Origin of the sequence: Methylobacterium sp. E-045, assembly GCF_022829685.1 — a bacterium.
GTDB lineage: Bacteria > Pseudomonadota > Alphaproteobacteria > Rhizobiales > Beijerinckiaceae > Methylobacterium.
In genome coordinates this window covers 39047-60422 of sequence record NZ_JAKSYE010000054.1, presented here as the reverse complement: position 1 = coordinate 60422, position 21376 = coordinate 39047, and the positions used below count along the sequence as shown (strand labels likewise).

Below are 21376 nucleotides of genomic sequence, written 5' to 3'. Positions count from 1 at the left end.
AAGATCCTCAAGACGGTGATGGCCGACCTGACAGCGGAGATGGTTCAGCGTGGACGCGGTCCTTCGGCACCGGAATCTGCTCGCCGCCGCAAGGTGGCCCGCGACATCCGATCGGCGCGCGAGCGCTTGACCTCGACGAGCGGTCTGGAACGCGCCTTCGATTACGAATTGATCCGGATCTACGCCGAGTACCGCGCCGGTGCCGGCCTGACCCATGCCGTCCTCGGGCTTCTGATCGCCGGGGCCTCGTCGCTCTGGGTGCCGGTCCCCGTCGCCCTGTCCTGGGCCGTCTGCCTGCTCTGCGGCGTCGGTCTGTCGATGGGGCTGACCAAGCATTTCCTGCGTCAGCCGGCGGACGCCGTATCCGTCAGGCGCTGGCGCAGCGCCTTCATGCTGAGCGAGATCGTCCAGAGTACGTCATGGGCGCTCATGGTCCTCGTGGCCGCTCCCAGTGCCCGCATCTTCGTCCTGTTCGGCCTCGTCATCGCCGCCGCGGTGGCCGCGATGCTGGCGGCGACCCTGCCGGCCGCCGCCGCCGCCGCGCTCCTGCCGCTGATCCTGGCCGCGCTCTCCCTTCTGGCGTTCTCGCACGACATGGACACGATCTTGCTCGTGACCATGGTGGTCGGCTCACAGATCTTCTTCATGGGCCTCGCACGCCGCGTCTACGCCTCGGCGGTGGGCGCGCTGAAATCCCAGGCGGAGAAGGACGCCATCTTCATCGAGCTCGAACAGGCCAAGGCCAATTCCGATGAGGCGCGGCGGCGGGCGGAAGAGGCCAATCTCGCCAAGTCCCGTTTCCTCGCGACCATGAGCCACGAGTTGCGCACGCCGCTGAACGCCATCCTCGGCTTTTCGGAGGTGATGAAGAACGAGGTCTTCGGCGCTCATGTCGCGCCGTCGTACAAGGAATATGCGGGCGACATCCACGACAGCGGGATGCACCTTCTCAACCTCATCAACGAGATCCTCGACCTCTCGCGGATCGAGGCCGGACGCTACGAACTGAACGAAGAGGCGATCCAGCTCGCCCATGCGGTGGACGAATGCCGGCACATGGTCGCCCTGCGCGCCCGCGGCAAAGGCCAGGCCTTCCACGAGTTCATCGATCCCGACCTGCCCCGTATCTGGGCGGACGAGCGCGCTTTGCGCCAGATCGTACTGAATCTCCTCTCGAATGCCGTGAAGTTCACGCCGCCGGGCGGCGACATCACGATCAAGGTCGGCTGGACGGCCTCGGGCGGGCAGTATGTCAGCGTCAAGGACAGCGGGCCCGGTATCCCCGAGGACGAACTCGGTACGGTGATGTCCTCGTTCGGCCGGGGCTCCCTGGCGATCAAGACGGCCGAACAGGGTTCGGGGCTCGGCCTGCCCATCGTTAAGGGGCTGGTGGACCTGCACGGCGGCAACTTCCACCTGAAGTCCAAGCCGCGCGAGGGGACCGAGGTCGTCGTGATCTTCCCAGCGAGCCGCGTGATGGACACCCTGCCCGCCCTGAACCTGCCCGCCGAGGCGGAGTCGATCACGGCCATGGGCGGCAGGCGGAGCGCGGCGCGGGCGGCCTGACCGGCGCATCCGCCTTTCCGGGGACCGCCACCGTCTATCCGCCGGGCCATTACGGACCCGACGTTCCCGATGGGGCCGCCTCAGCCGTCGCTGCGTCCCGACACCCCCGCCTGGGCGAATGTCGCCATGTCGCGATGGCAGGCGAGCGCGCCCTTGAGCAGGCCGATGGCGAGCGCGGCGCCGGATGCCTCGCCGAGGCGCATGCCGAGGGCCAGGAGCGGCACCAGTCCGAGGCGTTCAAGCACTTCGGCATGGGCCCCTTCCGCCGAGACGTGGCCGGCGAGGCAATGGTCGAGCATCGCCGGATCGATGGCGTGAAGGATCGCCGCCGCCGAGGTGGCGACGTAGCCATCGATGACCACGGGGATGCGCTGCATCCGCGCCGCCAGGATGGCGCCGGCCATGGCCGCGATTTCGCGGCCTCCGAGGCGCGACAGCACTTGGAGCGGGTCGTGGAGGTGACCGGCATGATGCGCCAGGGCGGCGTCCACCGCCGCGACCTTGCGCTCGATCCCGGCCGCATCGACGCCGGTGCCGCGACCGACCCAATGCGCCGCCCCCCCACCGTAGAGCGCCGCATAGATCGCCGCCGCGATGGTGGTGTTGCCGATCCCCATCTCGCCGAGGCCGAGGCAGTCGGTCCCGGCGGCGATGGCCTCCATGCCGAAGGCCATGGTGGCCACGCATTCCTTCTCGGTGAAGGCCGGGCCTTCGCAGATGTCGCCGGTGGGAAGGTCGATGGCGAGATCGAAGACCTTGAAGCCGAGGCCGTAGGCGGCGCAGAGCTGGTTGATCGCGCCGCCGCCCGCGGCGAAATTGTCGAGCATCTGGCGGTTCACCTCCGCCGGGAAGGCGGAGACGCCGCGTTTCGTGACGCCGTGACTCGCGGCGAAAACGCAGACGAGGGGGCGGTCGAGGCTGGGCTGGCCCTTGCCCTGCCAGGCCGCGAGCCATTCGACGAGGTTCTCGAGGCGGCCCAGCGCGCCGGCCGGCTTCGTCAGCATCGCATCCCGCTCACGCACCATCGCGACGGCATCGCGGTCCGCGCCGGGCACGGACGCGATCAGGCGACGGATGTCGGAGAACGGCGTCTCGTCGGTATGATCGTGATTCTGGGGCGTCTGGGTCATCGCGCGAAACTTGCCTTGGGTCTCGGCGCGTCCGGTATGGCGGCCTGCCTGTGGGGCGAGCTATAACCAACGGGACGCGGGCGGTGAAGGCAGAGCCTCGATGACGCAAGGCTGGGATCTGGAACCGGACGATGCGTTTCCCGGCGCGCCCATGGCCTACGATCTCGCGGCGTGCCTGCGATTCTATTCGCGGTTGCCGGTGCCGCGCCTGCCCGGCGAGGGGGATCCGCATCGGGTGCCGGACTTCCGCATCCTGCCGCGCATGCTGCCCCTGGCCGGTCTCATCCTCGCCCTGCCCTCCGCCCTCATCCTGCTCGTCGCCTGGGCGCTGGATCTCGGACCGTTCCTGGCAGCCACCCTCGCCGTGGCGTTGGCGACGCTGGTGACCGGCGCGCTGCACGAGGACGGTCTCGCCGACGTGGCGGACGGATTCGGTGGCGGCTCGACGCGCGAGCGCCGTATCGAGATCATGCGCGACAGCCGCATCGGCGCCTATGGCGGCGTCGCCCTCGTCCTGTCGTTGGCCTTGAGGATCGGAGCCCTCGCGACCCTGCTCGATCGCACCGGGGCGCTGGCCGCGTTGGCCCTGATACTGGCCGCCTCCCTCTCGCGCTGCGCCGCCCTGGCGCCGATGGTGCTGCTCGGACCCGCACGCCCCGGCGGGGCGGGGGCATCGGTGGGATCACCCGATCGCCGGACCATCGAAATCGTCAGCCTCGTCGCCGTCGCCCTCGTCGCCCTCGGCTGGAGCGCCGGCCTGCCGCTCGCCGGCATGATACTCATGCCGGCCATGGCGCTGGCGGCGTCCCTCGTGCTCACCGCCCTGGCCCGCGCCAAGATCGGAGGGCAGACCGGCGACGTCATCGGAGCCTGCCAACAGGTGGCGGAGATCGCGGCGCTTCTCGGCCTCGTGGCGACGGCCCCGCGCTGACCATGGTACTTTGCACCTTGATCGCGACCCGCGCCTGAGGGCATGGAACGGCCATGACCCAGCCTGTCGCCCCGAGGCCCTCGAGCCCCTGCACGAAACTCTGCATCCTCGACGCGGCGACCGGACTCTGCGAAGGCTGCGGCCGCACGCGCGACGAGATCGGGTTGTGGGGCTCGATGTCGGAGCCGAAGCGGCAGGCCATCATGGCGACCCTCGGACATCGCCTCCGCACCGCCTATCCGCTGCGGGAGAAGGCCCTGGCCAAGCCATGATCTACGCTGCCGTCGCGGACCTGCTCGGCATCCTCGCCTTTCTCCTGTTCTCGGACGGAGAGAGTACCGTCGCCGGTCTGGACAAGGACCAGCTCGCGCGGCTCGCCTTCAGCGGCACCTTGCTCACGATCTTCCTCGCCGGATTTTGGCACCGGTTCCGCGAGCAGATCGGCACCAACCTGAAGGCGCTCCTGTTCTGGGCCGCCCTCACCGTCGTCCTTGTGGCGGGCTACGCCTACAAGGAGGAGGCCGGGGATGTGGGCAACCGCCTCGTCGGGACGCTGCGGCCCGGAAGCGCGGTCACGTCGGGCGACGGAAGCGTTACGATCAACCGGAAGGCCGATGGCGATTTCTCCGTCCGGGGGGAGGTGAACGGTCGCCCACAGGTCTTCCAGTTCGACACGGGCGCGAGTTCCGTCGTTCTCACGGCGGAGAACGCCGCCGCGATCGGGATTTCCCCGGCGGAGTCCGACTTCTCGATCCGGGTCTCGACTGCCAACGGCGTCGCCATGGCCGCGCCGGTCTATCTCGACAGCGTCACGGTCGGCACGATCACCGAACGCCGGGTCTCGGCCCTGGTGAGCCGTCGCGGGGCCTTGTCGGGCAACCTTCTCGGCATGAGCTTCCTCGACAGGCTCGGTTCCTACGAGGTGCGCGGCGACCGACTGGTGTTGCGCCCGATACGGTAGAGCGCTCTCCATCGAATTGGATGCCGGTTCGGCGAAAAACAGCGCGGCTAAACGGGGGTCTGGAGATGAAGCCCGGCCCAACGTGGTCGGGCGCGGCTCTAGCGGTCGACGTCCATTCCCTCAAATCGTCCGCCAGGATCCAGACCGGTCGCACGAGATGGTGTCTTTGCTGCTAGAGAGCAGACGTGAGCACCCCTTCCCGCGGATGGCGGAAGCGAGCTGAAACGGGAAGGCGCCTGTGTCCCTGTCATGGATCCTGGTGTCGGCGGGCGGGATCCTGGCCGGCTTGGCGCTGGTCTCATCCTTGCCCCGGCGCCGCGCCAGCCGGCACCGGCGCGGACATCTCGTCCGGCTCGAAGCGAGGCAGATCCGCGTCGACGGCAGGACGATGCATGCCCGCGTCTCGCTCGATGCCGTGCCGGATGACCGTATACCCGTCATCCTCGTCCACGGGCTCGGGATGTCGAGCCGGTACATGGTCCCGCTCGCGAGGCATCTCGCCCCTCATGTCCACGTCTATGCTCCCGACCTGCCCGGTTTCGGCTTGAGCGAGAAGCCCCACCGTGCGCTCACGGTTCGCGAACTCGCGGATGCCCTGGCGGCCTTCATGACAGCGGTCGGGGTGCAACGCGCAGCCTTCGTCGGGAATTCCCTCGGCTGCGAGGTGCTGGTCGAACTGGCGCTGCTTCACCCCCATCTCGTGGACCGCCTCGTGTTGCAGGGGCCCACGCCGGACCCGGAAGCGCGCAACCTCGCCCGGCAGGTGTTGGGCTTTCTCGCCATCGCGCCGTTCGAGCGCTGGTCGCTCGCCTGGGTGGCGCTCGCGGACTATGCCCGTGCCGGTCTCGGACGCTACCTCCAGACCTTGCGCAGCATGGTCGACAATCGCATCGGAGAGAAGGCGCGGCGGGTCGAGCAGCCAACGCTCGTGGTCTGGGGCACGCGTGACTACATCGTCCCCCATGCCTTCGTCGTGAGCCTCGCAGGCTCCCTGCCTCGGGGCCGTCTTGCCGTCATTCCGGGAGCGGCCCACGGAATCAACTACTCGCATCCCGAGGCATTCACCGCCGTCCTCCTTCCATTCCTCCTTGATAGGAGCGAGAGGCCTTCCGCACTGAGTTGAACCCCGGCTGTCAGCGCATCGTAGCGCGACGTGTCGGTGGCCCGACGGATGGGGCCGCCTTCGTGTCCTCCGCCCGACAGCGGAGCGGCGGAACGCCATCCCCCTCGGACGTTCGGCGACGGGTACCACGTGTCGGACGTCGAGCACTCGGACGGGCCGTTCGACGCCCGCGGGGCCTGGCCTCGGTTCAGCCGTTCCGCGACGCGAAGGGGAGCGACGACCGGAATGCGTGCCGCAGGTAGGCCCGTACGAAGTCGGGCATCGAACAGGGGTCGATCGCGCCGCCGGAACCGACCGTGACGAAACCGGCGAGTTCCGGCGCGATCTCCGAGAGGCGATGGCGCTCCATCGCCTCGCGCAGCGCGTCCGCCCGTTCGCGGAACATCACGGGCCGCAGAAATGCCGCCTGGGTCCGTCCGCGCAGCAGAAACCACGTTTCCGGGGAGTCGGCCGGGAGCGCCATTCCCGTCTCCTCCACGAACTCCCGCTCGGCGCTGCCGGCAAGATCGACCGCCACGCCATCCCGCACGTCATCGAGGTCCGGCGTCCCGCAGGGGAAGTACGCCTGTCCGGCATTGGCGGTGTGAGCGCCCATGACACCGAGGAGCACGGCGCCGTCCGACCCATGAGGGACGATGGCGGCGAAGGCGTTGAGGACATTCGGGTCGGGCCAGCCCAGGTCCTTGTGGATGGTGAAGCTCGCGTAGGACGTCTCGAACAGCGTGACGGAACAGGACGCCCCCTCGATCCGGCACGATGTCGCGAGGAGGACGCGCCCGTCGAACAGCCCCGACCGTGCGGCGCACCGGCGGGCCCAGTGTTCGGCGATGAAACCCGCGTTGTCCCGCGCCCAGTCCCATTCGAACGGCACCAGACGGGCCGTCACCTCCTCGATCCGCGTGAGGGTGAAACCGTCAGACAAGCAGGGTCCCTTCGCTCATCACCACGGCCGAGCCGCCGATCTCGACGGATTGGAGGGCCCCGGATTCGACGACCAGTTGAAGCTCGATCTCGCTCGGGCGGCCCATGGCGAGCCCCTGGCGGATCAGGACATCGTGCTCGCCGTCGCCGAGGGGTTCGAACTCCATCATCACGCCCGCGAAGGCAGCCGCGGCGGAGCCCGTCGCCGGATCCTCCATCACGCCGAGATGGGGTGCGAACATCCGGGTCTGGAAACGGAGGCCCAGACCTTCCGGGTCGACGGCGTAGAGATAGAGCGCGGTCTGAGGATCCAGGGTGGAGATGGCGGCGAGGTCCACACGGGCCGCATCGAGCTTCGCCCGCGTGTCGACCGGCACGAACAGGAAGGACGGCCCGGCCGTGTGCCGGCTCGGCGCGTGACGCCCGAAGCCGATGTCCTGCGTCTCCAACCCGATCATCTGGGCGAGGAGCGTCGCGTCCGGCCCCTCGCCATCGTAGTGCGGCAAAATCGGGAGCTTGAAGCGTCCGCGTCCCTTCCCCTCCCCCGCCTCGACGACGCAGGCCACGGTGCCGATCGTCTCTTCGAGGCCGAAGGCGGTGGCGTCGGTGAGATCGGATTTCGCATCGCGCAGGGCCAAGAGGATCGCCGCCCCGAGGGTCGGGTGGCCGGCGAAAGGCAGCTCGCGGACCGGTGTGAAGATGCGCAGACGCGCCTTGTGGCGCTGGTTCTCCGGCGGCAGCACGAACACCGTCTCGGACAGGTTGAACTCGCCGGCGATCCGCTGCATCGCCGCGTCGTCGAGCCCCTCCGAATCCAGCACCACGGCCAGCGGATTCCCGGCAAAGGGCGTGTCGGTGAAGACGTCGAGGGTGACGAAGCGGCGGCTCATCGGCTTTTCCTTCTCGCTGACCATCAGACCGGCTCCACGGGAAACGTCTCGCTGGGTGCCACGAACTCGTCCTGCGCGTCGACGGTGAGGATCTCGCGCGAGCCCGCCTCCGCCGTCCGGCGCAGGAGACCGTAGACCGAGGCACCGGCCATGCCCAAAGCCAAGGCCGCCGAGCCCGTGCGGGCGTAATGGACGAGGAACAGGGCTGCGATGGCGTCGCCCGCACCGTTCACGTCGAGGTCGAGGCGCGGCGTGCGCAGGCGCCAGAACAGCCCGCCCTCCCCCGCCATCAGGTCGATGGACTCGGACGGGGTGTCCTCGGTGACGAGGGACGTCACCAGCACGACGCGCGGCCCGAGGGCCTGGATCGCCGCCAACGCGGCCTTGGCCTCTCCGAGCGTGCCGGTGGGCAGGCCCGACAGGAAGTTCAGCTCGAACTGGTTCGGGGTGACGATGTCGGCGGCGGGCAGGGCCTGGTCGCGCAGGAATTCAGGGATTCCGGGGCGGACATAGATGCCCCGGTCGGTGTCGCCCATGACCGGGTCGCAGCAATACAGCGCCTTCGGGTTGGCGCTCCGTACCGCCGCCACGGCGCGCACGATGGCGGTGCCGATATCGGCCGAGCCCATGTAGCCGGACAGGACGCCGTCGCATCGGCCGAGGACGCCGCGCTCCGAAATGCCCAGGACGAGATCCTCGATCATCGGCCCGTCGAACACCCGGCCGCGCCAGGCACCGTAACCGGTATGATTGGAGAACTGCACGGTATGGATCGGCCAGACCTCGACGCCGAGCCGCTGCATGGGAAACACCGCCGAGGCATTGCCCACATGGCCGAAGGCGACGTGCGACTGGATGGACAGGATTCTCATCGGCGTATCCGGCCTTGCTTCGACGGGTGCGAGCGCGACGGCCAGCGTCCTAGCCGGTTTTGCCCCGCGGTGCATTCACAACCGACGCCAGGCTCCCGACGTGACGAGATCGCCGCTTGCCGGAAGGGCGACGTTCCCGCACATCGGGCGCGACACGCAGGGGCATGCATGGATTTCGAAGCGCTGAAGACCACGATCCTGACCTTCGTGGAAATCCACAAGGAATGGGCGCCCCTCATCGTCGGCGTGCTCGCCTTCTGCGAATCCCTGGCCTTCCTGTCGATCCTGGTCCCCGCCACCGTGCTTCTGGTGGCCATCGGCGCGCTGATCGGTGCCAGCGGCATCCCGTTCTGGCCGATGGTGATCGCGGCCGGTATCGGCGCCGGGCTCGGTGACTGGGTGTCCTACGAGATCGGGCGCTACTTCCAGCACGGGGCCAAGTCGATCTGGCCGATGAGCCGTTATCCGCAGATGGTCGCCAAGGGCGAGGATTTCTGTCGGCGCTACGGTGCCTGGGGCATCGTCATCGGCCGGTTCATTGGCCCGGCCCGCGCGGTGGTGCCGCTCATCGCCGGGATGTTCGAGGTGGCGCGCCTGCCGTTCCAGTTGGCCAATTGGAGTTCGGCCTTCGTCTGGGCCTTCGTCTGGCTCGCGCCGGGCGCGGGCGTCATCAGTTTCTTCAACTCCTGACGCCGCATGCGCCGGTTCCCGCCCGAACGCATCGTTTGCCTCACCGAGGAAACCGTCGAGACCCTCTACCTGCTGGGAGAGGAAGACAGGATCGTCGGCGTGTCCGGCTATGCCGTGCGCCCCGCCCGCGTGCGCAAGGAGAAGCCGCGCGTCTCGGCCTTTACCAGCGCCGACCTGCCGAAAATCCTCGCCCTGCAACCGGATCTCGTCCTCGCTTTCTCCGACTTGCAGGCGGATATCGTCGCCGACCTCGCCCGCGCCGGTATCTCGGTCCACCTCTTCAACCAGCGCGACGTCGCCGGCTGCCTCGCCATGATCCGCACCGTGGGCGCCCTGGTCGGCGTGAGCGAGAAGGCGGATGCCCTGGCCCAGGGTTACGCCCACCGCCTCGGCGCCGCCGCCCTCGACAATGCCGGCCCGCCCCGGCTGAGCGTCTATTTCGAGGAATGGGACGAGCCGATGATCTCAGGCATCGGCTGGGTCTCCGAACTCATCGGCTATGCCGGCGGCGATGACGTCTTTCCCCACCTCGCCCGCCAGCCGGCGGCCAAGGACAGGATCGTCACGTCGGAACAGGTGATCGCCGCGCGGCCGGACGTCATCCTTGCCTCCTGGTGCGGCAAGCGGGTGAATGTGGCGCGCATCCGCGAGCGGCCGGGCTGGGACGCGATCCCCGCCGTGGCGGCGGGACGTATCCACCAGATCAAGTCGCCGCTGATCCTGCAGCCGGGGCCGGCGGCGCTTACCGATGGTTTCGATGCGATCCGCGCCGCATTGGCGGGCGGGCAGGCTGCCGCAGGTGACAAGGGCGGGCCGACCTGATTCCCTGGCGGGAGCGTCGATTCGAGACCGCATTCTCCCCGAGCGAAGCCATGTCAGCAGCCCTCGCCCATCTCGTCATGCCCCCGGACCGCCGGCAATCGGCGACCGCGCTTCAGGTCCAGCGCGGGGTCCGCCGGCTGTTCGCCGATCTCGGCCATGTAACCATCCCGGAATTCTCCCTCGCCAATGGCAGGCGGGCGGACATCATCGCCCTGTGCCCGGCGGGTCGGCTGACCATCGTCGAGATCAAATCCAGCGTCGCCGACTTCCGCGCCGACAAGAAGTGGCCGGATTACCGGGACTATTGCGACCGCTTCTACTTCGCCGTTCCCGACTCTCTGCCCGAAGGGCTGACCCCCGACGAGGCCGGGCTGATCATCGCGGACGGCTACAGCGCCGCGATCCTGCGCGACCCGGCCGACCATGTGCTCAGCGGCGCCCGCCGCAAGGCGGTGACCCTGCGTTTCGCCCATTCCGCCGCACGAGTGTTGCACGCCTTGGCCGATCCGGGGGGCGTGCGGGAGGGGGCTCTGTAGACCAGCCGACGGGTTGCAGAAACAGCACGCATCGGCGCTGACGGAACCGACATGCGATCCGCGATTGAGATTGTATGAGCGCCGCTTTACCACCTGCCGCAACCATTGACGGGGAGCGGACATGTCGGCGGTGCTGGTAGCGAATGGAGAGCCGATCGACGTCGCGCCGGTCATCGGCACCGACAGTCTCGACCTGATCGTGCCCAAGGGGAAAGCCGGCTTTGCCCTGCTGACCAGCAGCTACGTTCCGAGCCCATCCGGCGGAGCCGGCACGCACCCTGCAACCCTGACCAGCTTCGGGGCGACCGGCGTTCCGTCGAAAGGGCCGCTTTCCCTCGGCGATCTGCAGGTAGAGGCGTTATCCTACCAATCCGACGGATCGACCGTCATTGGGGTCTATGACGGTACCTATGTCGCCAATAAGCCGGGCGAATTTCCATTTGAGATCCAGAAGGCGAAATACTCCCTCGGCACCGTGGACGCGAAAGGGACCTTCACGCCCTTCTACACCACGAAGATCACCTCCCTGTCCGATACGGACGAGCCGTTCCTGAGCGCCTACGACAACAGCGTCGCGTTCGCCGAGAATGGTGCGATGGCCGTTGCGCATATCGCCCAGGGATCGACGAGCAAGATCCGGACGGTCGATCTCATCGACGCGGACCACCGCTTCGTCGCCACCGCCGTGGTCGACCGTGCGGTGAACGACGACCAGACCCATTCCACCAGGGTCACCGCCCTCTCGGACGGTCGCTATCTCGCCACCTGGGTCGATACAACCCGTACCGTGTCGACCCTCATGGGGCGGGTGGTGACCGCAGACGGAAAGGTGCCGGGCGACGCATTCAAGCTCGGCCAGGTCAAGGAGTTCGCTGGCGGGTACGAGACCAAGGTGACCTATTCCATCACCGCCGACCATGACGGCGGGTTTGCCGTCGCCTTCGAGGGACGAGACGTCCAGAAGGCGGCCGGGGGCGTCCAGACCGATCTTCTCACCGACATCCAGGGGGCGACATACAAGGCCGGTCCCGGCGGGAGCTTCAAGAAGGCCGTCGATCTCGTCCAGGATCACGCGTTCGACAACGCGTATGTTCTCTCCCTGACGACCTTGTCGAACGGACAGCTGCTCGAACTGGTCGTCGGCGCATCCGATATTGCGGACGGCAAGATCCTCACCAGCGCGCGCGGATTGCTCTACGACGCCGACGGTTCCTATACCGGCCAGGCCTTCGATTTCTATTCCGAGGCGATCGGCAGCGGATATCGGGGTGGACAGCCCCGGATCGTCGCCCTCGAGAACGGCACCTTCGCTCTCATCAAGTCGGGCTATGAATCCGGGATCGCGCGGACAGACCGCGACACGGATGTCCAGATCTATTCCGTCTCCACCGCCGACCCGTTTCACGTGAAGGGCGCGACATCGGGCGCGGACCTGCTCAAAGGCGCCGTGGCGTCCGCCAGGAACGACCGGATCGACGGTCTCGGCGGCGACGACACGCTCCACGGTTTTGCCGGCAGCGACCATCTCATCGGCGGAGCGGGCGACGACACCCTCGACGGCGGCAAGGGTATCGACCGGATGGAAGGCGGCACGGGCAACGACACGTTCGTCGTCGATCATTTCGGCGACGTGGTGATCGAGAAGCGGGGTGCGGGCTCGGACCTCGTGCTGTCGTCGATCGATCATACGCTGTCGGCCCATGTCGAGAACCTGACGCTTACCGGCAAGGGCGATATCGGCGGCGTCGGCAACGCGCTCGCGAACACGATCACCGGCAATGCTGGCAACAATCGTCTGGATGGCGGCGCCGGAATCGACGTGTTGAAGGGCCTTGGCGGCGACGACGATTACTACGTCAGCAGCAAGCGGGATCAGGTCATCGAGGCCAAGGACCGGGGCACCGATACGGTCTATGCAAGCTCCGATTTCACGCTGGCCAAGGACCAGTCCATCGAGTTCCTGATCGGCAGCCAGGAAGCGCCCTTGCTCGACATCGCCCTTACCGGCAACAACCTTGCGAACGCGATTGCCGGCACTTACGGCGATAACGTCATCAATGGCGGGCTGGGGATGGACGTGCTGGCGGGCTCCGGCGGCAGGAACACGTTCGTGTTCGACACGAAGCTCGGGAAAGATAACATCGACAGCATCACCGATTTCGTTCACGGGACCGATACGATCAGACTCGAGAACGCCATCTTCAAGGGCCTGGTGGACGGCGACTTGACCGGCGCTGCGTTCAAGAACGTTAGCACCGGTACCATCGATGCGAACGATCGTGTCCTCTACGATCAGTACACGGGTGCCCTCTCCTACGATGCCGACGGCAACGGCGCCGAGCAGGCCGTCCAGTTCGCGACGGTCAGGAGTTACGGTGCTTTGACGGCGTCCGACTTCCTCGTTTCGTAGAGCCCCGGCGAAGCGGGCCTGCCGTCAACGCCCGCTTCGCCGGACCGAGACCAGCGCCAGGGCCGCGAGATCCTTGTCGCCGTCGCCGTGGCTGACGGCGTCGATGAGATTGTCACGGAGCACGCTGGCGAAGGGCATCGGCACGCCGGCCTGACCCGATGCGGCGAGGGCGAGGCCGATATCCTTGAGCCCGAGCCGCAAGCCGAAGCCCGGCGGCTCGTAGCGTCCGGCGGCGATGGACGCGCCGTAGCCCTTGTGGACCGGCGAGGCGAACAGAGTGTTGGTGAGGAGGTCGAGGAGATCGGCACCGGCGACGCCATGCCCTTCGGCGAATGCGGCGGCTTCGCCCATCGCCTCGATCGCCGCGATCAGCATGAAATTGCCGGCAAGTTTCACCGCATTGGCCCGGTACGGCTCGGTTCCGAAAGGCCATGTCTTCGTGCCCATGGCATCGAGCAGCGGTTGAGCCCTCTCGATGACGGCGTCCTCTCCGGCGACGACGATGTTGAGGGCCCCGTTCTGCGCCACGTCCGGCCTGCCGAAGACCGGGGCGGCGATGTAGGGCACGCCGGCCCGTTCATGGATCGCGGTCAGTTCCCGCGCAAGCGCCACCGAAATCGTGCTCATGCTGAGATGCAGGCCGGGCCGCGTGCCGGAATCGAGAAGCCCGCCCTCGACGAGGACTGACCGCAGGGCGGCGTCGTCGGCCAGCATGGTGATCGCCGCATCCCCGGCGAAGGCGTCGGCCGCATTTCGCACCACCGTGATGCCGTCGAGACCCTCGGCGGCGGACGCGGTCCGGTTCCACACCCTCACCCGATGTCCGCCCCGGACGAGGCTCTGCACCATGCCCCGGCCCATCCGGCCCAATCCGATCACGCCGACATCCATCTGAGCGATTCCTTGTTTGTCCCGGCTCAATGGCCGTCGAGAAATTCGAGCATCGTGGCGTTGAAGCGATCGGTCGCTTCCATATGGACGAGGTGACCGATGCCGTCGAAGACCACGGCGCGGCCGTCGGGCATCCGTGCCGCCAGCGCTTTGGCATGGCCGGCATTGTCGCCCATGCCGGCGCGCAGGGTCTCCGGGGCGAAGGGCTTGCCCGGCGCGTTGCGGTCGTTCCCACCCATGACGAACAGGGTCGGCACCCCGATCAGCGGGATCTCGTGCACCACCGGCTGTCCCCAGATGATCTGGTAGGAATTGACGAAGGATTGGAGCCAGCGCGGATACTCGCCCGAGCCTTTCACGCGCTCGCGGATCGAGACGAAGGGCTCGATTGCCGATGTGGGAAGCGACAGGGCGTAGTTCGTCATCAACTGACGCCGGTAGACGTCGGCGGTGACACCGCCCTCGATGCGCAGGAGCGTGTCGTTCGAGACGGGCGGGACCGTGAAGCGATAATCCTCGAGGCCGATCGGTGCTTCCAGGACGAGGCTGTTCACCCGGTCCGGCGCGTTGCGGGCCAGACGGGCGGCCAGCATCCCTCCCATGGAATGAGCGACCACGTCGACACGGGGAAGGTTCAGGGAATCGAGGAGCGCCACCGTTTCCGCCGCCATCCCATCGAAGCTGAACGGTCCCACCGGCTTCGACGATTTGCCGAAGCCGAGTTGGTCGGGAACGACCACGCGGTAGCCCGCGCCGGCCAGGGCGCCGATCACAGGCTCCCAATAACTCGAGGGGAAATTGCGGCCGTGCAGCAGGAGCACCGTACGTCCGTTGGGCGTGCCTGTCGGTGTGACGTCCATATAGGCAAGGCGCAGACGCTCGTTGTCCCGGCTCAGGTCGAGGAACCAGACGGGATAAGGATAGGCGAACCCTTCGAGCCCGATCCCGAGCGGGCCGGTATCGTCGGCTCGCGTAGCGGCAGCCGACAGGGCGAGAAGGCCGCCGAGCAGGAGTGTCGCCAGACGCATGTCATTCCTCCGTGGGACGCGACGATACCATCCCCCCCTCAACGTGGGGTGACATAGGGCACTTGCCGAAGCGAACAGGGATCGTCCACGGCTCTGTGCGATGACGCACGAGGCGATTCCCCCCACCGGCGGCACGAGTGAGCCGGGCCCCGCCAAACCGATGGACGGCCTGCCGGTGCGCGAGCGCATGCTGGCGCTCCTCGCCATCGGGCTCGCCATGACCATGGCGGTGCTGGACGGGGCCATCGTCAACGTGGCCCTGCCGGCCATGGCGAAGGATCTCGGGGTCAGCCCGGCCTCCGCGATCTTCGTGGTCAACGGCTTTCAGATCGCGGTGACCGCATCGCTGCTGCCACTGGCCTCCCTCGGTGACATCCTCGGCTACCGGAAGGTCTATCTCGGCGGCCTCGCACTGTTCGTCGCGGCGTCCCTCGCCTGCGCGCTCTCATCATCCTTGACGGGCCTCATCGTCGCCCGGATCGCCCAGGGGTTCGGCGCCGCCGGCATCATGAGCGTCAACATCGCGCTGGTGCGGTTCATCTACCCGCATCGCATGATCGGCCGGGGGGTCGGCAACGTGGCTCTCATCGTCGCCATGGCCTCCGCCACCGGCCCCACCGTCGCTGCCGCGATCCTCTCCGTGGCGACATGGCCGTGGCTGTTCCTGGTCAACCTGCCCGTCGGCCTCGTGGCCCTTGCGGTGGCGGCGCGGACCCTGCCGCTGACGCCCGTGAGCGGCGCGCGGTTCGACGTACCGAGCGCGATCCTCAACGCCCTCACCTTCGGCCTCCTCATCATCGGGCTCGATGGAGTCGGCGAGGCGAACGGGCGCTGGCTCGCCCTCGCCGAGATCGCCGCCGGCCTCGCGATCGGTACCGTGTTCGTGCGATATCAGGCGCGGCTCACGACGCCCCTGCTGCCGGTAGACCTGCTCCGCATTCCCGCCTTCGCCCTGTCGATGGTGACGTCCATCGCCTCGTTCGGGGCGCAGATGATGGCCTATATCGCCCTGCCCTTCTATTTCCAGGATGCACTGCACCTCTCCGCCACCGAGACCGGCTTCCTGATGACTCCCTGGCCCATCGCCATCGCGATCACGGCGCCGATTTCCGGCCGCCTCGCCGACCGCTACGCGCCCGGCATCCTCGGCGGCATCGGACTCGCGCTCATGTCCGGCGGCATCGCGGCGCTGGCCCTGCTTCCGGCCGTCCCGACGCTGGTCGATATCGCTTGGAGACTGACGCTCTGCGGTATCGGATTCGGTCTGTTCCAGTCGCCGAACAACAAGGTGATCGTCACCAGCGCCCCGCGCTCTCGCAGCGGTGGGGCCAGCGGCATGCAATCGACGGCGCGGCTGACCGGGCAGTCTCTTGGCGCGGCCCTCGTCGCGGTCATCTTCGGCCTCACCCATGCCAGCGGTACGGCCGTCTCCATAGGTGCCGCCCTGTGGTGCGCCTGCGCCTTGGCGGCGGGGGGGGCCGTCTCCAGCGTCATGCGACGGCAGCCGGGTGGTTAGGCAGGAGGTCGCGACGATGCGCAGCCCCGCATCGTCTCGGGCGTTGACCTCCGTGGCCGTCAACGGAGGAGAACACGCATGGATATGAATCTGAAGGGGCGACGCGCACTCGTGACCGGCTCGACCGGCGGTATCGGCTATGGCATTGCCAAGGCGCTTGCCGAAATGGGCGCCACCGTCGCCATCAACGGCCGCACACCGGACCGGGTCCGGGCGGCGATCGGGCGTTTGACGGAGGAGACCGGCACGACCTGTTTCATCGCGGCGCCCGGTGACATCGCCACGGCCAGCGGTGCGGACGCGGTGGTGAAGGGGCTACCGACGGTCGACATCCTGGTGAACAACACCGGCATCTTCGAGCCGAAGCCCTTCTTCGAGATACCCGACGAGGATTGGCTTCGCTTCTACGAGACCAACGTCCTGAGCGGCATTCGCCTCTCCCGCGCCTACACGCCGGCCATGGTCAAAGCGGGGTGGGGGCGGGTCGTGTTCATCTCCAGCGAGTCCGCCCTGAACATCCCAGTGGAGATGGTGCATTATGGGATGACCAAGACCGCACAACTCGCCGTGTCACGCGGTCTCGCCGAGACCGTGGCCGGCAGCGGAGTGACGGTGAACAGCGTGCTGCCCGGTCCGACCCTCTCGGAGGGGGTTGCGGATTTCATGGCGAAGATGGCCAAGGATACCGGCGAGGTCGATCTCGACAAGATGGGTCGAGACTTCGTGGCCGAGCATCGCTCCACCTCGCTGATCCGACGTCTCGCGACGGTCGAGGAGGTGGCCAGCATGGTGGCCTACATCTGCAGCCCGGCTGCGAGCGCCACCAGCGGCGCCGCCCTGCGTGTGGACGGCGGGGTCATCCGCAACATCGCCTGAGGGCAGCGCATCCGAATCCAGGACGCCCGTAAAAGGACGTCACTTGCCTGCCCGGCGCCGTCGAAGCGCCGGGCCGCATCGGCATCAGGCCGATTTGAGATGGGCCGCGAGGTGCTTGTTCATCTCGAACATGGTGCACTTGTCCTTGCCGAAGACCTTCTTCAGCTTGTCGTCGGCCAGGATCTCGCGCTTGTTCTCCGGGTTCTGGAGATTGTGCTTCTTGATGTATTCCCACACCTTGCTGACGACCTCGCCGCGCGGAAGCGCTGCGGCGCCGACCACGGCTGCGAGTTCCTCCGAGGGCTTCAGCGGCTGCTGCAGCGCGTTGGGCTTGGCGGCGCCTTCGGCCTTCGGAGCAGCGGTCTTCTTGGCGGCGGCTGGCTTGTCGGCTGCCTTCGTGGTGGTCTTGGTTGCCATGAGTTCCTCCGGATTGTGGCTCTGAGCGCCGTCACGCCCACGGCCAGGGGCCTCGGAGCGCATAGCTGCAACAACTAAGCGGTGCTGAGAGCGTTCCAAGAGGGAAACACATCGTCCGACCACCCATCCACAGAAGGGACGGGGATAACGGGGACCCTTGAGCTCTTTCAGCCCCGGATCACGCACGATCATCACCGCATGGGCAGTCGCGCGTACAGCCACGCTTCGGATTTGACCGACGAGGCGCCACCGCGAACAGAGACCGGGAAGCGTTCGGAAAAGATATATATAAACAAGAGCTTGTTTGGATGCCGACCCCGCGGAGGTGCGCTTGCGCGACCGAGCGGTCGTCCGCGGCACCGCGATGAGGCCGGTGCGAAGCGCGCGGGCTTCCACAGGCGTTCCGAAGGAGTCAGCGCCATCCTGACCATGGCGCGCCAGGACGGATTTTTTTTCGACCGGCCCTCACCGAAGACCAAGGGGCATGGCCCGACCCGGACAATGCAACGATCCCTTAAACTCGTTGAGGAACACTCCGCGCATGATCATCGCAGTCGCCCTCCTCGCCATCGTCGCTTCCGGCGCGTTCCTCGCGGGTCTTGCCGGACTCGTCGCCGCCGAGAGTCGGGTTGGAACCGATACGCGCGGTGCCGATCTGATCTGACCGTCGAGATCGCGCCGTGCCGTGTTCCGCATGCGGCGTTGCCGCCGTGCGGATCCGGAACGGGCTTCCCGGTTCTCTTTCGTGAAACGGCTGCGTCGCCGAGATCCGGACGCGGCGGTGACCGGGAGTTTCGTCAGACCTTTTTTAGAACTTGCCGCCGAGGCCGACGCTGCCGCCCGAACCCATCTGTGGTGCGAGTCCGCCGGAGCTCGATCGGCTGGTCGTCTCGCCTTCGATATCCTCGCGGCGGATACGCCGCTCCGACTCCGCCTGTGCGCGGGTCTGGCCACCAGCCGATTTCGGCAGGTCGAGCCGCCGCGTCGGCGTCGTCTGCAGAGGCACGCCATCGGGATCCACCTCGGCCGCCCGCGGGCGCTGGGCGCCTGGAACCGAACCGCGCATGGACGGAGGAGGCCCGACTTCGCTCTCGGGCATGACGCCGGAATTGCCGGACAGCGCCTGACATCCGCCCAGCGCCGCCGCGATGAGCGCCACGGCGCAGGCGTTCGATGAAATGCGCATCGACTTGATCCTCAAAAGTATTCCAACTTGGTCCGCGCGGGTGGTCCGGCACGCTTGGTCCGCGCGGGTGGTCCGGCACGCTTGCGCGCATCTCTACGATGCACAAAAGGCGAAAACCAGACGATCGCTGGGCGTTTGTCACACCTCTCCCCTCGGTGTGAGGGAAAATTCGGGGTGATCGTCCACCGGATCGTCTGGACACCCCCCATACTCCGCGCCACCATGGCCGCGACGGTCCGGTTCTTGCCAACTCGACATCGCGGCGAGCCGCGTCGTCGCCGATCGACCCGCCTTCATCCACAACTTCGCCTTGGTCCGCCCTCATATGCCGTCCGTCCCATGGCAGGTGGGAACTCATCGGAATGGCCCAGGTTGAGCGGGAGCCGGCGAGATGCTTCTTCGGGGAACGCACGTGTTCAGAACTGTCCGGATGGTCGCCGCCGCGTCGATCACCCTTTGGGCCGCCGCCGCCGCAGCGGAGGGGAACGCCCCGGTCAACGGCCAGGCGAGCGACGCAACTCCGGTCGCTCCTGCGGCCCCTCCCGTTCCGCCGCCCGCACAGGCTCCGCTGCCTGGGGCGCCTCCCGCACAGCCCGCGGCCACCGCACCCGTGCCCCCGACGGGCACGCCGGCGACCGTCTTGGACACCCAGGATTACGAGGGCGTGCTCGGCAAGGCGGTACGCAGTTCCACCGGCGAGGATATGGGCCGGATCATCGACATCATCCTCGACAAGGACGGCCGGCCGCGCGCCGCCATCATCGATTTCGGCGGCTTCCTTGGGGTCGGCTCCCGCAAGATCGCCGTGGACTGGCGTTCCATGCGTTTCTCGCCCGACGGCAAGCCGAGCCGTCTGGTCCTGCAATTGAGCCGCAATCAGGTGCGCGTCTCGCCGGAATACAAGCCGGGAGAACCCATCGTCGTCCTCGGACCCGCCAGCCCCGGCGTTCCGCCCGATGGCGAGCCGACAGCGGCGACCGCATCGAGCCAGGTTCCGGCGGCTCAAGCGCCGGCGGCCCAGCCAGCGGCGCCTGGCCAGGCTCCCGCGGCGTCGCCGCCGAGCGCCGCCTCCTCTCCCGCGCCCGACAAGCCGGCTGAGAAAACGCCGGACAAATGACGGCATCCCGCTCGCAGAATCGACGCGTCATCAAGCCCCGTGAATTGCCGCGGTCGGAATTTCGGCCGCGCGGGCCTGTTCGGCGCGACGCTTATGCCGAGAAGCCCGGAGAGGTTTCCACCGACATGCAGGCTGTTTCGGTGAGGAGCAGCCGGGGGCTCGACGCCTTCGCGTTTTTTGTGGCGAACCTCCAGACCGGGTTCGGTCCGTTTCTCGCCGTGTACTTCACGCAGGCGCAGTGGACGCAATCCGACATCGGTTTCGCACTGACCGTCGGGAGCCTCGTGAGCCTGCTCGGACAGGTGCCGGGCGGTGCGTTCGTCGATGCCGTCCGCTCGCGACGCTTTGCGGCGGGGCTCTCGGTGGTGGCGATCTCGCTCAGCGCCTTCGCTCTCGCCATGTGGCCGAGCTTTCTCATCGTCCTGCTGGCGATGGCGGCCCATTCTGCGGCGAGTTGCATCCTCACACCGGCCATCGCGGCCATCAGCATCGGGCTCGTCGGCCATAAACGGGCCGGCGAGCGGCTCGGGCGCAATGCCAGTTTCTCTGCGCTCGGCAACGCGGTGGCGGCGGCGCTGATGGGGGCCTGCGGCTATTACCTGTCGAACGACGCGGTCTTCTACCTCACCGCCTTCCTCATGATCCCGACCCTGATCGCGCTCTCGTTCATCCGCCCCGGGGCGGTGCCGATACACGCGCGCCACTCCGAAGCGGTGGAGACAGGTGCCAAGGAAAGCGCACTGAAGGCCATCGTCACCAACCGCGCCCTGCTGTGCTTTGCCGCCTGCATGACCCTGTTCTTCCTCGCCAACGCCGCCATGCTGCCGTTGGTCGGGAGCATGCTGACCCTGCGTGCCAGCGAGACCGCCACGGCGCTCATCGCCGCCTGCATCGTGGTGCCCCAGGTCGTCCTGGCGATTTCCGGACCGGCGGTCGGACGGGCCGCCGAAAAGTGGGGCCGCCGCCCTCTCCTCCTGATCGGTTTTGCCGCCCTGCCGATCCGCGGCCTGCTCTTCGCCTATACCGACAGCCCGGAGCTCCTCGTCGCGATCCAGGTCTTCGACGGCATCTCGGCGGCCGTGTTCGGCGTCATGGTTCCCCTCGTGGTATCCGACGTCACCCGCGGCACCGGGCGTTTCAACCTCGCCCTCGGAGCGGTCGGGACCGCCATGGGGATCGGCGCCGCCTTGTCGACCTCGCTGGCGGGAATCATGGCCGATCACCTCGGCAGTCACAGCGCTTTCCTCGGCCTCGCCATCGTCGGTCTCGCCGGCTTCGCGCTGCTCGCCCTGATCATGCCGGAAACCCGTCAGTCCGAGGTGGCCTGAGGGGTGGGACGGCACCGAATTCGCTTGCCGCTCAACGTCCGTTCAGGTTTCCTCTCTACAAACGGGCAAGCTTGACGGCAGCCTGCAACGCTTGGACGAGATTGGCGTTGCGACCTATAAGTTCACGGTTTCGTGCGGCCTGCTTGCAGGGTCGCGCCTGTATCC

Annotated in this window: 22 protein-coding genes; 14 read left to right on the top strand and 8 right to left on the bottom strand. The window is 67.5% G+C overall.

Annotation, left to right across the window (positions count from 1 at the left end; all coding sequences use genetic code 11):
• The first annotated feature begins 18 nt into the window (after positions 1-18).
• Positions 19-1566, top strand: a complete 1548-nt coding sequence (locus MKK51_RS06080; RefSeq protein ID WP_243975671.1) for a sensor histidine kinase — start codon at positions 19-21, stop codon at positions 1564-1566.
• Between the two features lie 80 nt (positions 1567-1646).
• Here MKK51_RS06080 and cobT read toward each other — a convergent pair whose 3' ends face one another.
• Complete coding sequence (gene cobT / locus MKK51_RS06075) at positions 1647-2696, bottom strand: nicotinate-nucleotide--dimethylbenzimidazole phosphoribosyltransferase (protein ID WP_243975670.1); 1050 nt, start codon at positions 2694-2696, stop codon at positions 1647-1649.
• 100 nt (positions 2697-2796) lie between these two features.
• Here cobT and cobS point away from each other — a divergent pair, with 100 nt between their 5' ends.
• From cobS to MKK51_RS06055, 4 genes are all read left to right on the top strand, one after another.
• Positions 2797-3627 (top strand): adenosylcobinamide-GDP ribazoletransferase, encoded by an 831-nt coding sequence (gene cobS, locus MKK51_RS06070; protein WP_243975668.1) that lies wholly within the window; start codon positions 2797-2799, stop codon positions 3625-3627.
• A 53-nt stretch (positions 3628-3680) separates the two neighbouring features.
• A complete protein-coding gene (locus MKK51_RS06065) occupies positions 3681-3899 on the top strand; it encodes a DUF1289 domain-containing protein (protein WP_243975666.1) in 219 nt (72 codons plus the stop codon).
• Entirely contained in the window at positions 3896-4588 is a 693-nt protein-coding gene (locus MKK51_RS06060) for a TIGR02281 family clan AA aspartic protease (protein WP_243975664.1), read from the top strand. Before MKK51_RS06065 ends, MKK51_RS06060 begins: the two co-directional genes overlap by 4 nt.
• Before the next feature lie 238 nt (positions 4589-4826).
• Positions 4827-5711: an alpha/beta fold hydrolase gene (locus tag MKK51_RS06055; protein WP_243975663.1), complete on the top strand. Its 885-nt coding sequence runs from the start codon at positions 4827-4829 to the stop codon at positions 5709-5711.
• A 187-nt stretch (positions 5712-5898) separates the two neighbouring features.
• Here the strand turns inward: MKK51_RS06055 and MKK51_RS06050 are convergent, their stop codons facing one another.
• The 3 genes from MKK51_RS06050 to pdxY are packed head-to-tail and all read right to left on the bottom strand — an operon-like array spanning position 5899 to position 8394.
• Positions 5899-6633 carry an NUDIX hydrolase gene (locus MKK51_RS06050; protein WP_243975661.1) on the bottom strand — a complete coding sequence of 245 codons (735 nt, stop codon included), beginning with the start codon at positions 6631-6633 and terminating at the stop codon, positions 5899-5901.
• A complete protein-coding gene (locus tag MKK51_RS06045) occupies positions 6626-7522 on the bottom strand; it encodes a PhzF family phenazine biosynthesis protein (protein WP_243975660.1) in 897 nt (298 codons plus the stop codon). Before MKK51_RS06045 ends, MKK51_RS06050 begins: the two co-directional genes overlap by 8 nt.
• Before the next feature lie 23 nt (positions 7523-7545).
• Positions 7546-8394, bottom strand: a complete 849-nt coding sequence (pdxY, locus tag MKK51_RS06040) for a pyridoxal kinase PdxY (protein WP_243975659.1) — start codon at positions 8392-8394, stop codon at positions 7546-7548.
• A 168-nt stretch (positions 8395-8562) separates the two neighbouring features.
• On the opposite strand from pdxY, the gene MKK51_RS06035 reads away from it, so the two are divergent.
• From MKK51_RS06035 to MKK51_RS06020, 4 genes are all read left to right on the top strand, one after another.
• Positions 8563-9084, top strand: coding sequence for a DedA family protein (locus MKK51_RS06035; RefSeq protein ID WP_243975658.1), 522 nt, complete (start codon positions 8563-8565; stop codon positions 9082-9084).
• A 6-nt stretch (positions 9085-9090) separates the two neighbouring features.
• The gene (locus MKK51_RS06030; RefSeq protein WP_243975657.1) at positions 9091-9906 is read left to right on the top strand and encodes a cobalamin-binding protein; all 816 of its coding nucleotides are present in this window, start codon (positions 9091-9093) and stop codon (positions 9904-9906) included.
• A 50-nt stretch (positions 9907-9956) separates the two neighbouring features.
• The gene (locus tag MKK51_RS06025; protein ID WP_243975656.1) at positions 9957-10442 is read left to right on the top strand and encodes an MmcB family DNA repair protein; all 486 of its coding nucleotides are present in this window, start codon (positions 9957-9959) and stop codon (positions 10440-10442) included.
• Positions 10443-10563: 121 nt separating this feature from the next.
• Positions 10564-12852, top strand: coding sequence for a calcium-binding protein (locus MKK51_RS06020; protein WP_243975655.1), 2289 nt, complete (start codon positions 10564-10566; stop codon positions 12850-12852).
• A 24-nt stretch (positions 12853-12876) separates the two neighbouring features.
• Here MKK51_RS06020 and MKK51_RS06015 read toward each other — a convergent pair whose 3' ends face one another.
• Together MKK51_RS06015 and MKK51_RS06010 are read right to left on the bottom strand one after the other, a co-directional pair.
• Entirely contained in the window at positions 12877-13743 is an 867-nt protein-coding gene (locus MKK51_RS06015) for an NAD(P)-dependent oxidoreductase (RefSeq protein WP_243975654.1), read from the bottom strand.
• A gap of 26 nt (positions 13744-13769) precedes the next feature.
• Positions 13770-14771: an alpha/beta fold hydrolase gene (locus MKK51_RS06010; RefSeq protein WP_279600998.1), complete on the bottom strand. Its 1002-nt coding sequence runs from the start codon at positions 14769-14771 to the stop codon at positions 13770-13772.
• Positions 14772-14931: 160 nt separating this feature from the next.
• Here MKK51_RS06010 and MKK51_RS06005 point away from each other — a divergent pair, with 160 nt between their 5' ends.
• Complete coding sequence (locus tag MKK51_RS06005; RefSeq protein WP_243975936.1) at positions 14932-16287, top strand: MFS transporter; 1356 nt, start codon at positions 14932-14934, stop codon at positions 16285-16287.
• 78 nt (positions 16288-16365) lie between these two features.
• Positions 16366-17163, top strand: coding sequence for an SDR family NAD(P)-dependent oxidoreductase (locus tag MKK51_RS06000; protein ID WP_243975653.1), 798 nt, complete (start codon positions 16366-16368; stop codon positions 17161-17163).
• Positions 17164-17247: 84 nt separating this feature from the next.
• On the opposite strand, the gene MKK51_RS05995 is transcribed toward MKK51_RS06000, so the two are convergent.
• Positions 17248-17580 (bottom strand): SWIB/MDM2 domain-containing protein, encoded by a 333-nt coding sequence (locus tag MKK51_RS05995; RefSeq protein ID WP_027174472.1) that lies wholly within the window; start codon positions 17578-17580, stop codon positions 17248-17250.
• 541 nt (positions 17581-18121) lie between these two features.
• On the opposite strand from MKK51_RS05995, the gene MKK51_RS27140 reads away from it, so the two are divergent.
• Complete coding sequence (locus MKK51_RS27140; protein WP_279600997.1) at positions 18122-18244, top strand: hypothetical protein; 123 nt, start codon at positions 18122-18124, stop codon at positions 18242-18244.
• 144 nt (positions 18245-18388) lie between these two features.
• Here the strand turns inward: MKK51_RS27140 and MKK51_RS05990 are convergent, their stop codons facing one another.
• A complete protein-coding gene (locus MKK51_RS05990; RefSeq protein ID WP_243975652.1) occupies positions 18389-18766 on the bottom strand; it encodes a hypothetical protein in 378 nt (125 codons plus the stop codon).
• Positions 18767-19430: 664 nt separating this feature from the next.
• On the opposite strand from MKK51_RS05990, the gene MKK51_RS05985 reads away from it, so the two are divergent.
• Both MKK51_RS05985 and MKK51_RS05980 read left to right on the top strand, forming a co-directional pair.
• Positions 19431-19883 carry a PRC-barrel domain-containing protein gene (locus tag MKK51_RS05985; RefSeq protein ID WP_313898799.1) on the top strand — a complete coding sequence of 151 codons (453 nt, stop codon included), beginning with the start codon at positions 19431-19433 and terminating at the stop codon, positions 19881-19883.
• On the top strand, positions 19880-21211 hold the full coding sequence (locus MKK51_RS05980; RefSeq protein ID WP_243975650.1) for an MFS transporter: 1332 nt from the start codon (positions 19880-19882) through the stop codon (positions 21209-21211). Before MKK51_RS05985 ends, MKK51_RS05980 begins: the two co-directional genes overlap by 4 nt.
• The last annotated feature ends 165 nt before the right edge of the window (positions 21212-21376 follow it).